This is a genomic window from Winogradskya humida (genome assembly GCF_016862215.1).
GTDB classification, from domain to species: domain Bacteria; phylum Actinomycetota; class Actinomycetes; order Mycobacteriales; family Micromonosporaceae; genus Actinoplanes; species Actinoplanes humidus.
Genome location: NZ_BOMN01000136.1, coordinates 1 through 12,892, shown reverse-complemented (window position 1 = coordinate 12,892; position 12,892 = coordinate 1). Strand labels below are relative to the sequence as shown.

Below are 12,892 nucleotides of genomic sequence, written 5' to 3'. Positions count from 1 at the left end.
GTGCCGGCGTCACCGCCCGGCGACACGCACTGCCCCCGACGTTCTTCAATCGATCAAATTCAATCTATAAAGTACGCGGTATGCGCCGTGTCCTCAGCAGCGTCGCGGCGGTGGGCCTGACCCTCGCCGCGACGTTCGCCGTCACCAGTTCCCCCGCCTCCGCCGCCACGGGCACGTTCTCCGTGCTCTCCTACAACATCGCCGGCCTGCCCGAGGGGCTGTCCAGCGCGCCGACGCCCCGCCAGTCGAGCACGACGACGATCGGCCGGCGCATCGCCGCGTACAACCTCGTCACGGTCCAGGAAGACTTCAATTACCACAGCTATCTCTACGCCGAGGACGCCCACCCGTACCGCACGCCGACCAGTGGCGGCGCGGGCATCGGCAGCGGTCTCAACACCCTGTCGGGCAACGCGTACGACGTGGACGACTTCGAACGCGGCCGGTGGAACTCCTGCCAGCTCGACTCGGGCGACTGCCTCACCCCGAAGGGCTACACCTTCCAGCGGGTACGCCTCGCGGAGGGCGTCTACGTCGACGTCTACAACCTGCACACCAACGCGGGCACGACCAGCGGCGACCAGACCTCCCGCGCCGACAACCTCGCCCAGCTGACCAGCGTCATCGCCACCCACTCGGCGGGCAACGCGGTCATCGTCATGGGCGACACGAACACCCGCTACACCCGGGCCGCGGACACTATCCGTGGCTTCGTGTCGGCCAACGGCCTCACCGACGCCTGGGTCCAGCTGATCCGCGCCGGCTCCGCCCCGGCCGCCGGCAGCGACGCGCTGGTGTGCGACCCGGCGGCGACCACCAACGCCTGCGAAACCGTCGACAAGGTCCTCTATCGCGGGAGCCGCCTGGTGAACCTGTCGGCGACGGCGTTCAACAACGAGCACGCGAAGTTCCTGGAAACCTCGTCGGGGCTCATGCTCTCGGACCACGACCCGGTCACGGCCGGCTTCTCCTGGTCCACGAACACCGCCCTGCAACTGAGCGACCAGTTCGGTGGCCCCCACGGCACCTACTTCACCGACGTCGCCACCGTCCCGGCCACGGGCCGGGTCACGGCGGTCGCCCTGCGCGCCGGCACCCGCGTCGACCGGATCGCCACCACCCTCTCCACCGGCCTGACGTACGCCCACGGCGGCACCGGCGGCACGGAGTCCACACTCACCCTCGCGACGGGCGAGCACCTGTCATCGCTGTACCTGTGCCGGGGCTCGTACAGCGACACCACCCGCATCTTCTACGCCCGCTGGACCACCACCCTCGGCCGCACCCTCGCCGGCGGCACCACCACCTCGGACTGCACCACCTTCACCGCCCCGACCGGCTGGCACATCACCGCCTTCCACGGCCGCGCCGGCGACGAACTCGACAAGCTCGGCGTCGTCTACACCCGTAACTGACCTGTGGCAGACTCGGCCGATGACCGAGCCCGCTGACGACTTGTGGATCCGCCGGTTCGACCATCACCCGGACAGCCGCGTCACCCTCGTCTGTTTCCCGCACGCCGGCGGATCTGCCAGCTTCTTCCATGCCGTGTCCGAGGCGCTGCGATCGACCGTACGGGTGGTCGCGGTGCAGTACCCCGGCAGGCAGGACCGCTGGCGGGAGACGCCGCTGACCACCATCGGTGCCCTCGCCGACGGAGCGTTCCAGTCGCTGCGCCCGCTGATGGACGAGCCGCTCGCGTTCCTCGGCCACAGCATGGGCGCCACCGTGGCCTTCGAGGTCGCCGAGCGGATGCGCACCGTCGCGGGAATCGCCCCGGTGGCACTGTTCGCCTCCGGTCGCCGGGCGCCGTCCCGGCACCGTGAGGAGGACACCGTCCACCAGCGCGACGACGACGGCCTCGTCCGGGAGCTCGCCACCCTCAGCGGAACCGACCAGCAGATCCTCGCCAACCCCGACCTCCTGGAGATGATCCTCCCCGCGATCCGCGGCGACTACACCGCCGCGGAAACCTACCGCTGGCGGCCAGGCCCGCCACTGACCTGCCCGATCGTGGCCCTGACCGGCGACAACGACCCCCGGGTCACCCTCGACGAGGCCCGCGCCTGGGCGGCCCACACCACCGGCGGCTTCGACCTGCGAACCTTCCCCGGCGGCCACTTCTACCTGACCGCCCACCAGCCCGCGATCACCACCCTGATCAGCCAGCACCTCGCCGCCGCGACCGTCTGAGAGACCCGCTCTCGCTGCCCGGGGATTGGTCTTCGCGGCGGGAGAGAAAATGGCGGCATGCGATTTTCCCTGCTGTACCGCGGCGGCACGGCGTCGACCGTTGACGATGTTTCCGACGAGGAACTTGCCGCCCTGCTCGCCGAACTGGACGAGGGCGAGGTGGACGCCGAGCACGGGGACGTCTGGCTGGCCGAGAACATTTCCGGCTGGTCGGTGGGCGTGTTCGGTGGGCATCGTGGGCTGGTCGTTCTGGAGGACACCGGTCCTGGTGGGGGTGCCTCGCATCGGACGGGTGTCTCCCGGCGGGAAGCGTTCGTGTTGCTCCGGCGGGTCGCGGATGGCGACCTTGACGGGGTCCGCGGTGAGGTATGGACGCCTGGTTACGGTTCCTGAGGGATGGAGAGCTACAACCAGTAGTTGTAGTTATAGGGTCGGCGGCGTGGATTTTGAGGCCGTGCGGACGTTTGCCGCCGTCGTGGAGGCGGGGCAGTTTCAGGAGGCCGCGGCGGAGCTGTCGATCAGTCAGCAGGCGGTTTCCAAGCGCATCGCGGCGCTGGAGCGGATCCTCGGCGTAAGGCTGTTCCACCGCACGCCGCGGGGCGCTGAGCTGACCATCGACGGGCAGGCGTTCCTGCCTCACGCCCGGGAGTTGTTGCGGGTCGCCGAGCGTGCGGTCGCGTCGGTGCGTCCCGGCAGCCGGCCGTTGCGGGTGGATGTGATCGCCTCGCGGCTGGCGACGTCGGGGATGCTGCGGGGCTTTCACCGTACGCATCCGGAAGTCGACCTTGATGTGATGAAGCTGTTCGATGCCGGGACAGCGGTCGACGCCGTCCGCTCCGGCGCGATCGACGCGTCCTTCCGCGCCGTGGCGATGCCCGACCGGCCCGTCCCCGACGACGTCGCCACCGTCCGCGTGCTCGATGAGCCGCTGCAGCTGCTCGCCGGGCCCGGTCACCGGCTGGCGTCGGCCCGGTCGCTGGGCGTGGCGCAGCTTGCCGGGCACCGGATCTGGATGCCCGGCATCGCCCCGGGCACGGAGTGGGGCGCCTACTACGCGGACCTTGCGGCCGAGTTCGGTCTCACGATCGAGGCCACCGGCCCGAACCTCGGCTCCGACGCGCTCCTGGACACGATCGCCGACACCCCGGCGCTGGCCACGTTCATCGGGGAGCACACCCGGCTCGTCTGGCCGACCGGCTACGACCTGCGCCGGATTCCCCTGACCGATCCGACGCCGGTCTACCCGCACTCACTGCTGTGGCGCCGCGACAACCCCCACCCCGCCCTGGCCACCCTCCGCGCCTACCTCGCCGCCACCACAACCGGCCACCGCGCCCCCGGAACCTGGACGCCGAGCTGGGTGGTCTGAGCGCGTCCGTCACCGGGTCAGCGCTGGGCTGCCGCGGGGATGGCGTTGTCGATGAGGACGACGGCGATCGCGGCGGCGGTGGGGAACGAATCGCTGTTGAGGACGCGGGTGCGGGCTGAGGCGCCGTCGATGAGCAGCGCCAGCTGTTCGCCGAGCTGTTCGGGGTTGGTGGCGCCGGCCTCGCGGGCTGTTTCGGTGAGCCGGGCGGCGATGGCGGTTTTGTACTCACGGGCGTACTCGGATGCCGGGTGCTCGGGGTCGTGGAGTTCGACTGACGCCGCGATGTAGGGGCACAGCGGGGTGGTTTCGGGCATCGCGAAGGCGGCGAGGAGTCGTTCGCGGGGTGTGAGGTCGGGGCGGTCGAACACGCCGGGCATGACGTCGGGGTCGAAGCGGCGCAGGTATTCGGCGACGAGTTCGTCCTTGTTCGCGAAGTGCTGGTAGGCCGTGCGCTTGGACACCTGGGCCGCGGCGCAGAGCTGGTCCATGCCGGTGCGGTTGATGCCCTGGTCACGGAACAGCTGCTGGGACGCGCCGATGATGCGCTCGCGGGCGCCCCGGCCACGGCGCTGACCCAGGGGACCCTTCTCCAACTCCGTCATGCCCCCAGCATAGCCGTTCGGTACGGATCGGTGTACCTAGCTTGCGCTCGGGGTCGATCGTGCCCTACGTTAAGTAAACAACTCGGTGTGCATAAAACTCGGACGGAGTAATCGTGGGAAAGCTCGATGGCAAGGTCGCGGTCATCACCGGCGCATCTACCGGTATGGCGCTGGCGGGCGCCCAACTGTTCGTCGAGGAGGGGGCGCACGTCTTCATCCAGGCCCGGCGGCAGGAGGCGCTCGACGAGGCCGTCGCGTTGATCGGCCGCAACGTCACCGCCGTCCAGGGTGACGCGGCCGACCTGGCCGACCTGGACCGCCTGTACGACACCGTCAAGCGGGAGAAGGGCTCGATCGACGTGCTGTGGGCCAGCGCCGGGATGGGCGAACCCGCCGTCCTCGGCGAGATCACCGAGGAGCAGTTCGAGCGCGCCTTCTCGCTCAACGCGCGCGGCACCCTGTTCACCGTGCAGAAGGCACTGCCGCTGATCAACGACAACGGCTCGATCCTCATGACCGGATCCAACGCCTCCCTCGGCGCCTTTCCGGGCTGGAGCCTCTATGCGGGAAGCAAAGCCGTCCAGCAGGCCTGGGCCCGCGTCTGGCTCAACGAGCTGCGCGACCGCAGGATCCGGGTCAACGTCCTGACCCCCGGCCAGGTCGCCACCGCCAAGCAGGAAGAACTGTTCGACGAGGCGACCAGGAGCGCCTTCGAGTCCCTCATCCCCCGCGGAAAGATGGGCCGGCCCGAGGAGATCGCCAGCATCGCGCTGTTCCTCGCCTCCGACGACTCCAGTTACGTCAACGGCCTGGAACTGGTCGCCGACGGCGGCACCACCGCCCTCTGACCCGAGAAAAGAGACCACCCCCAATGAGCACGATCACCTTCATCGGTACGGGCACCATGGCCCGCACCATCGGCACGCTCGCAGTGGCGGGCGGCAACACCGTCGAGGTCATGGGACGCGATCAGTCCAAGGCCGACACCCTGGCCAAAACCCTGGGCGGCGACACGACAACGGGCAGGTGGGGCGCCGTCCCAGCCGGGGAAATCGTCATCACGGCCCTGTTGTACGCCGCGGTCGTCCCGGTCGTCGCGGAGTACGGGAACGCCCTCGCAGGCAAGGTCATCGTCGACATCAGCAACCCGTTCAACGCCACATTCGACGGCCTGGCCCACACCGGGGAGACCTCGATCGCCGCAGAGGCCGCCAAGGTCGCCCCGGCCGACGCCGGCGTGGTGAAGGCGTTCAACACCATCTTCCAGGGCGTCCTGGAAAAGGGCCGCCCCGATGTCTTCATGGCCGGCGACAACGAACAGGCCAAGGCGAGCGTGGCAGCATTCATCAGGACCCTCGGCCTGCGCCCGCTGGACGCCGGCGGCCTGAGAATGGCGCACTGGCTGGAAGGCGTCGGCGTGGTCACGGTGGGCCTCGCCGGTAACGGCGTCGGCCACTGGGACTTCGCCCTCGGCGTCAACGAAGTCACCGGCTGAACCCGCGGGCCGGCAACCCCGCGGCCGGCGGTCGGTGGCCGGCAGCCCTGCGGCCGGCGGTCGGTGGCCGGCAGTCCCGCGACCGGAGGTCGGCGGCGGGCTGGACGGCGTGATCAGCTCTGGTGCCGGTGGGTGTTCGGCGTGGGGGTCAGGTAGCCGCGGGAGAACGCGGTGGCTACGGCGGCGGCTCGGTCGCTGACGTCCAGTTTCGCGTACACGTGCTGGAGGTGGGTTTTGACTGTGGCCTCGCTGATGAAGAGTTGCTTGGCGGCGTCGCGGTTGGTGCGGCCCTGGGCGATGAGCTGCAGGACCTCGAGCTCGCGCTGGGAGAGGGGTTCGGTGGCGGGGCGGCGGAGCTGGCCCATCAGGCGGGTGGCGACGGCGGGGGAGAGGACCGCCTGGCCCTGGGCGGCGGCCTCGACCGCGTGGAACAGTTCCTCCTTGCGGGCGTCCTTCAGCAGATATCCCGTGGCGCCGGCCTCGATGGCGGGGATGACGTCGCTGTCGGTGTCGTAGGTGGTGAGGACCAGGACCCGGGACTGCACGCCGCGGCGGGTCAGCTCCTTGATGGCGGTGACGCCGTCGGTTCCCGGCATGCGCAGGTCCATGAGGATGACGTCGGGGTGCAGCTGCTCCGCGGCGGTGACCGCTTCCGTGCCGTCGGCTGCCTCGCCGAGGACCTCGAAGCGGGGGTCGGCGCTGAACATGCCGCGCAGTCCGTCGCGCACCACCGGATGGTCGTCGACGATCAACAGCGAGATCACTGCGCACCTCCGCCGGGGAAAACGGAAAGCGCGGGGATGGCCGGCACGGTCGCCGAGATCGCCGTGCCGCCGCCGGGTTCCGACTCGATCTCCAGCCGGCCGGCGAGGCGTTGCACCCGCTGGCGCATGCCGGCGAGCCCGAAACCGCCGGTGCGGGAGGCACGAGGGGCGGCCGGGTCGAAGCCCACGCCGTCGTCGCGGACGTCGAGAGTCACCAGATCCTCCATGTACGACAGGGTGAGGCCGACCCGGCCGGCCCGCGCGTGTTTCGCCACGTTGGCGAGGGCCTCCTGCGCTGTCCGCAGCAGCGTCACCTCGACGTCGGTGTGCATCGGGCGGGCATCGCCGGTGGTGGTCAGGGCGGCGTCGATGGCGTTGACCTGGGACCAGCGCCGGGCCACCTCGCCGATCGCGTCGGGGAGGCGGGCGTCGGCGAGCATCGCGGGCTGGACGGCGTACACACTCTGGCGGGCTTCGGTGAGGCTTTCGCGGGCCAGATCCATCGCGTTGATCATGTGCCGGTGCAGTGTCTCCGGCTTGTCCATGGTCTGCTCGGCGGCCTGCAGCTGGGTGAGGATGCCGCCCAGCCCCTGGGCGAGCGTGTCGTGGATCTCGCGGGCCATCCGCTGCCGCTCGTCGAACACCCCGGCCTCCCGGGCCTGCTCCATCAGCCGGGCCTGCAGCCCGGCGTTCTCCGCCAGCGCGTCCTCGAGCCTGACGTTGGCGTGGTGCAGCTCGACGAGGGCCTGGCGCTGCCGGTCGTTGCGGTGGATGGCCATCTCGGCGAAGTAGAACAGAGCGACGGCCAGCACCGCGGAGACCGCCCCGACGCCGAGCCACGCACCCCACAGGCCGTCGGCGTTGATCTCGGCCACTCCGCCCAGGAACGCGGTCGCCGAGATCGTCGCCGTCGCTGCGGCACCGAGGTAACGCCAGCGGCCCCGCAGGTAGTACGCCTGGGAGTAGCAGGCGAACGCGAAGAACCCGTACCAGGGGGCGATGGCCACCAGTGCGGCGGTCAGCGCCAGGAGCCCGGCGTAGTAGAGAACCATGACCGGTCGCGGATGCAGCGTGTGGAACCAGAGCATCCAGCACGCGACCGTGACCGAGAGCCCGAGCGCGGCGAACAGCTGGGCGCGGGAATGCCCGAACGGCTGCAGAAGGCTGATGGTGACGCTGACCGCGAGCAGGAAGTAGGGCACCAGCTTGAGAGCGGTGTTCCCCTTGCTCTCCCAGCGGTCGAACTCCTCGCGCAGCTCGGCCTCGATGCCCACTCTCACTCCCAGCGAAAGTAGCGTGCGGCCAGGCCGCCGGCCACGACGGTCCAGGCGAGCAGGACGGCGAGGTGCAGCGGTTGCGGCCACTGACCTGCGGTGGCGTCCTGCAATGATTGCACGCCGGCGCCGAGCGGGGTCAAGTCGCTGATCGTACGCAGGGTGCCGCTCATCGCCTCCCGCGGCAGCCAGAGCCCGGCGAAGAAGATGAGCGGGAAGAACACGAGCGACCCGATGGCACTGGCGCTTTTGGAGCTGGGGGCGAGCGCCGCGACGAGCAGACCGATGGCGAACATCGCAAGAGCGACAAGCAGATAAGCGATGAGGTACGCCGTGAGCTGCCCCGGGAGCCGCACGTCGAACGCCAGCCGCCCGATCGCGAGGATGACCAGCATGGTCAGCACCGACATGATCGTGGCCATCAGCAGCTGGGCGCCGATCAGGACCACGGGCCGGACGGGAGTGGTGCGCAGCCGCCGCAGGACGCCCTTCTCCCGGTAGGACGCGAACAGCTGCGACAGGCCGCTGAGCGAGAACAGCGCGATGCCCATGGACACGACGATCGGCAGGTAGATGTCGATCATCCGCAGCCCGCCGAGCTCCGGGACGGGTTCGCGCATCGACGGGATCAGGCCGAGGACGATCAGCAGGATCGGGGCGAACGCGACCGCGAAGAACACGACGATCGGCTCGCGCAGGAAGAGCCTGGTCTCGGTGACGGTGAGTCTCGACAGTGCGGACATGATCAGATCTCCTCAGAGCCGGCGGAGTTGGTGGCGTCGATGCGGCGGCCGGTGAGCGCGACGAACGCGTCGTCCAGGGTTGTCTGCTCGACCCGCAGGTCCCCGGCGACGATCTGCTCCCGGGCGAGCGCGGTGGTCACGGCGAGCAGCAGGTTGCCGGTGCCGGTCACCACGAGCTGGCTCCCGGCCCGTTCCACCGAGCTGACCTCGGGCAGCGCGGTCAGCACCGCGTGCTCCAGCGGCGCGGACGGCCGGAACCGGACCCGCTGCCGCCCGTCGACCCGCGCGACCAGCCCGGCCGGGGTGTCGAGCGCGACGAGCCGCCCGGCGTCGATCACCGCGAGCCGGTCGCAGAGCCGCTCGGCCTCCTCCATGAAATGGGTGACCAGGAGGATCGTCACGCCGCGGTCCCGGATCCGCTCGATGAGATCCCAAGCGTCCCGGCGGGCCTGCGGGTCGAGCCCGGTGGTGACCTCGTCGAGCACCGCCACCCTCGGATTGCCGACCAGGGCGAGCGCGATCGACAGGCGCTGCTTCTGCCCGCCGGACAGCTTGCGGAACGGCGCGTTCAGCTTGCCGGTCAGGTGCAGGGTCTCGATCAGCTCCCGCCAGTCGGCCGGGTCGCGGTAGAAGGAGCTGTAGAGCTCCATCGCCTCACCGACCCTGAGCTTGTCGGGCAGCTCGCTCTCCTGCAGCTGCGCGCCGAGCACCTGCCGCAGCTCGCCGTCACCGCTCTGCGCGTCGATGCCGCAGACCCGGATGGACCCGCCGTCAGCCCTGCGCAGGCCCTCGATGCACTCGACGGTGGTGGTCTTACCGGCCCCGTTGGGACCCAGGATGCCGAAGATCTCGCCCGGCTCGACGGCGAAGCTCACCCCGTCGACCGCGGTGTGTCCGCCGTACCGTTTGACGAGGCCGTCTACCTCGATGATTGCCATACGAGAAGCCTGCCGCCCGGCACGGGGGCACCGAATCGCCTCCGTGGCTACGGCCGCATGCGGCCGGGAGTGACCCCGGCATCAACCGATCGGTTGACGCCGGGATCCGCCTACTTCTTCAGCTGGGCCAAGGCGGCGTCCACGTCCGCGGTGGAGTCGAAGGTGAACTCCACCTTGATGTTCTCGCCGTTCAGACCATTGATGATCTTGGCAGCGAAGTCCTTCTGGAACTGTTGCAGCGTGTCGATCGCGTCCATCGGCCGCAGCGCGACGTTGCCCAGTGCGTCGTTGACCTGGACCGGACTGATGTCGAGCTTGTCGGCCAGGTTGGAGAGGTTGGTGAAGCGGTCGCCGGAGCCGGCCGGTTTGGCGATGTCCGTGTTCCAGTGCACCGAGTTGTCGCCGAAGATCGAGCTCGAGGTCTGGTTCTTCGTGATGGTCAACTGCTCCTTCAGCGGCCGGGCGGTCAGGTGGAAGTCGGAGATGTGGAACTTGGCGATGCCCTCGGTGTTGCTGATCATGTCGAAGCCGGTCTGCTTGACCATCACGTTGAGGTGCACGGCGATGTTGTCGGTCGCGCCGATATTCAGATTCTTGACGTCGACCACCCGGTGCTCCGAGATCAGGTTGGTCTTGCCGTTGCCCCATTTGAAGAGTTGGGAGTTCGTGTCGAACTTCGCCGGGCTGGGGAACTTGAAGCCACCCATGGTGATGCCCTTGGTCGGATCACCGTCCGGCACCTTGCGGAAGACAAGGTTCTTCAGGACGGTGTTGCCCATCGCTCCGTCCGTGATCTTGTCGAACTGCTTCTCGAAGGAGAGGTTCTCGAACTTCAGGTCCTTTGCCAGGTTGCACGCGGGCATCAGGCCCAGCGGATCGAAGTCGGCGATGGGGTTGCCTACGTAGGCGGCCGGGTCGGGTGCCGGGACGAGACCCAGCGGGTCGGGGCTGAGGTAACGCGCGGTCGCCGGGTCGTAGTAGCGGTGCACGTTGTAGTGCAGCCCGGTCTCCGCGTCGAAGTACTGGCCGGGGAAGCGCAACGGCGTGGCGGGCTGATGCGGGCCACGCTGGCGGCCCCACAGGTCGAAGTCACCCGCCGGGACGGCCTTCCCGGCCACGACCAGATCGGTCGGTGTGCCCACGGCGTCCGTCACGACGACACCGAGCACGTCGTCGCGTACCTGGGCCACGCAGTAGTCGTCGTCGGGGTGATGCTCCCAGGTGGTGACCCGGACGACGCCGTCAGCGCCGGTGTGGATCTCCTCGACGAGCGCGGCGCCGTTCCAGACGAACTCGGTCTGCTCCAGGACCCGTGAGGTCGCCGGTTCGACGCGCTGCTTGGCGACGCGGCGCAGCAGCGGGTCGTAGAGGTAGCGCCACTGGTCGCCCCCGGGGGTCAGCACCCAGGCGATCTGGTTCAGGTCGTTCCAGGCGAACCGCCAGGTCCGGTCGTCGACGGTACGGGTGACCGCCCGGCCACGGGTGTCGTACTCGTATCCGATGTCACCCGCCTGGCGCAGCAGAGTGCCCTCGTAACGGAACTCCCGGTCTCCCGCGGCGGCCAGGTTGCCCGCCGGCCCGAAGCGGTAGAACTCGTCCCTGCCCGCGCCGCGAACCGCGAGAACCCGCCCCGCCGGGTCCAGTTCCAGGCTCGTGATCCCGGAGCCGTCGGTCACCGACTCGGGCTTGCCGTCCGCGCGGTATCCGAAGGTGCGCAACCGGTCGCCGATGATCCGCTGCATGGCGAGCCGGTCCTCGTCGTCGAAGATCTGTTCGAGCACGACGTCGCCGCCGACGCTGCGCCGGACCTCCCGGCCGTCCTCCTGGTGGTCCAGGGTCAGCTCGTGCCCGCCGACGGTCAGCCAGGCGGCGTGGCCGAGGATCATCTCCCACTGCCACGAGCTGGCCACGGCCGACGGGGTACGCCGGTGCCGGGTCATCATCATGTCGTCGTACTCGAACGTCAGAGCGCTGCCGTTCGTACTCTGCCGTACGAGCCGGCCCCGCTCGTCCCGGCTGAGGACGAGCTCGGTGTCGTTGTTGCGCGCTTCGAGCAGCAGCCCCGCCTCGTCGTAGCGGAACGTCGCCGTGTCCGTGGCCGTACGCCGTTCGGTCAGCCGGCTCCACGCGTCGTACCCGAACTCGGTGATCGCGCCGTCGGTGTCGACGAGGCGGATGACCCGTCCCGCGGCGTCGTACTCGTACCGGCGTTGCCGCCCGTCGAAGTCGACCTCGGCGATGAGCTGGCCGGCGGCGTCGTACGCGTAGCGCCACACCAGGCCGCGCGGGTCGGTCACCGAGGTGAGCTGCAGCTCCGCGTCGTAGCCGAATTCGGTGCGCGCACCGGCGGGATCGGTCCAGGCGGCGACGGTGCTGAACGGCCCGTACTCGATCTCGCCCCGCTCGGGATCGATCCAGGCGTAGATCAGGTCGTGGTCCGCGGGGGTCTCCTGCTCGGCGGCGTTGCCCAGGGGGTCGGTCGTGGACAGCAGGCGGCCCCAGTTGTCCCAGTCGTACGCGGTGACGCGGCCGAGGGGGTCGACGCGGCTGCTCGTACGTAGCTGGGGGCTGATGTGGTAGACGGTGGTGTGGCCGAGGGCATCGGTGAACGTGGTGGTGCGCTGCTCGTCGTCGTAGGCGATGCGCCCGTCGAGGTAGCCGTTGCTGCTGACGGTCTGGACACAGCGGCCGCGGTCGTCGTACTCGTATCGATAGGTGCCGCTCCAGTCGTGCCAGGCGGCGATGCGGTCGTCGGTGTATTCGAAACGTTCCGGGCCGCGCTCGGTGACGACCTCCGTCAGCCGCCGGTCGTCGTCGTAGCCGTAGGCGACGTCACCCACGGCGGTGACCAGCCCGTCGGTGACGGTGATGTCGAAGGACTCGCCGCCGGGGAAGGCGATCCGGACCGGCGTCTCTCCCTCCCAGGTGATCTCGGTACGCCCGGCGGGGCCGATCACCGCCGTCAGCGCCGACACCGGACCGGCCGGGCGGAACAGCAGCGTCGCACCGGTCTCCGGGTCGTGCATCTCCGCGCCGCCGTCGGAATACCAGGTCAGCGGGCGGCGCGGGCCATCGAGGGGCAGCACCTGCTCGCCGGGCTCCGCCTGTGGGTAGGCCAGGATCATGCCGTCCGGCGCGAAGTAGCAGCTGCCCTCGTCGTCCAGCTCCAGGCGCTGGTCCAGCACCGAGGTCCACAACGGCCCGAACCAGCGGCCGGCGCGGTACGACGAGACGTGCGTGCGCTCCAGCAGCCCCAGGTCGTTGTCGGTCAGCACGACCTCGCCCGTCGCGACGTCCACGGGGTCGGTCACGCAGTCGCGGATCTTCAGCTCGGTCGCCGTGAACTTGATGTCGGGCGGGCGGTTCCCGAGGTTGCGGAGCAGGTCACCGATCTTCCCGACGCCACCCTTGAGCGTGTCGCCGAGACCCTTGGTGATCGTGGAGAGCCCGGAGCCGAGCCCCTTGAGGGCGCCGAGCATGCCCTTGGCCATGTCCTTCATGCCGGTCAGCGCGG

12 protein-coding genes are annotated in these 12,892 nt (G+C 69.6%); 6 read left to right on the top strand and 6 right to left on the bottom strand.

Going from position 1 to position 12,892, the window contains the following annotated elements:
• The first annotated feature begins 80 nt into the window (after positions 1-80).
• Genes Ahu01nite_RS45685 through Ahu01nite_RS45670 form a run of 4 tightly spaced genes read left to right on the top strand, consistent with a single transcriptional unit; the run spans position 81 to position 3,562 of the window.
• Positions 81-1,415 (top strand): jacalin-like lectin, encoded by a 1,335-nt coding sequence (locus tag Ahu01nite_RS45685; protein ID WP_203843027.1) that lies wholly within the window; start codon positions 81-83, stop codon positions 1,413-1,415.
• 19 nt (positions 1,416-1,434) lie between these two features.
• Positions 1,435-2,193, top strand: a complete 759-nt coding sequence (locus tag Ahu01nite_RS45680; RefSeq protein ID WP_203843026.1) for a thioesterase II family protein — start codon at positions 1,435-1,437, stop codon at positions 2,191-2,193.
• A gap of 57 nt (positions 2,194-2,250) precedes the next feature.
• The gene (locus tag Ahu01nite_RS45675) at positions 2,251-2,586 is read left to right on the top strand and encodes a hypothetical protein (protein ID WP_203843025.1); all 336 of its coding nucleotides are present in this window, start codon (positions 2,251-2,253) and stop codon (positions 2,584-2,586) included.
• A gap of 46 nt (positions 2,587-2,632) precedes the next feature.
• A complete protein-coding gene (locus tag Ahu01nite_RS45670; protein WP_239159672.1) occupies positions 2,633-3,562 on the top strand; it encodes a LysR family transcriptional regulator in 930 nt (309 codons plus the stop codon).
• Between the two features lie 17 nt (positions 3,563-3,579).
• On the opposite strand, the gene Ahu01nite_RS45665 is transcribed toward Ahu01nite_RS45670, so the two are convergent.
• Positions 3,580-4,164 (bottom strand): TetR/AcrR family transcriptional regulator, encoded by a 585-nt coding sequence (locus Ahu01nite_RS45665; protein ID WP_203843023.1) that lies wholly within the window; start codon positions 4,162-4,164, stop codon positions 3,580-3,582.
• Positions 4,165-4,277: 113 nt separating this feature from the next.
• Between Ahu01nite_RS45665 and Ahu01nite_RS45660 the strand changes: the two genes are divergently transcribed.
• Both Ahu01nite_RS45660 and Ahu01nite_RS45655 read left to right on the top strand, forming a co-directional pair.
• Entirely contained in the window at positions 4,278-5,012 is a 735-nt protein-coding gene (locus Ahu01nite_RS45660; RefSeq protein ID WP_203843022.1) for an SDR family NAD(P)-dependent oxidoreductase, read from the top strand.
• Between the two features lie 23 nt (positions 5,013-5,035).
• Positions 5,036-5,659 (top strand): NADPH-dependent F420 reductase, encoded by a 624-nt coding sequence (locus tag Ahu01nite_RS45655; protein WP_203843021.1) that lies wholly within the window; start codon positions 5,036-5,038, stop codon positions 5,657-5,659.
• 113 nt (positions 5,660-5,772) lie between these two features.
• Here the strand turns inward: Ahu01nite_RS45655 and Ahu01nite_RS45650 are convergent, their stop codons facing one another.
• The 5 genes from Ahu01nite_RS45650 to Ahu01nite_RS45630 all read right to left on the bottom strand — a co-directional run.
• The gene (locus Ahu01nite_RS45650; RefSeq protein WP_203843020.1) at positions 5,773-6,423 is read right to left on the bottom strand and encodes a response regulator; all 651 of its coding nucleotides are present in this window, start codon (positions 6,421-6,423) and stop codon (positions 5,773-5,775) included.
• Positions 6,420-7,697: a sensor histidine kinase gene (locus Ahu01nite_RS45645; RefSeq protein WP_239159671.1), complete on the bottom strand. Its 1,278-nt coding sequence runs from the start codon at positions 7,695-7,697 to the stop codon at positions 6,420-6,422. Before Ahu01nite_RS45645 ends, Ahu01nite_RS45650 begins: the two co-directional genes overlap by 4 nt.
• Before the next feature lie 2 nt (positions 7,698-7,699).
• Positions 7,700-8,440 carry an ABC transporter permease gene (locus tag Ahu01nite_RS45640; protein WP_203843019.1) on the bottom strand — a complete coding sequence of 247 codons (741 nt, stop codon included), beginning with the start codon at positions 8,438-8,440 and terminating at the stop codon, positions 7,700-7,702.
• Positions 8,441-8,442: 2 nt separating this feature from the next.
• Complete coding sequence (locus tag Ahu01nite_RS45635; RefSeq protein ID WP_203843018.1) at positions 8,443-9,378, bottom strand: ABC transporter ATP-binding protein; 936 nt, start codon at positions 9,376-9,378, stop codon at positions 8,443-8,445.
• 110 nt (positions 9,379-9,488) lie between these two features.
• On the bottom strand, positions 9,489-12,892 hold a 3,404-nt coding region (locus Ahu01nite_RS45630), incomplete at its 5' end, for an RHS repeat-associated core domain-containing protein (protein WP_275411840.1).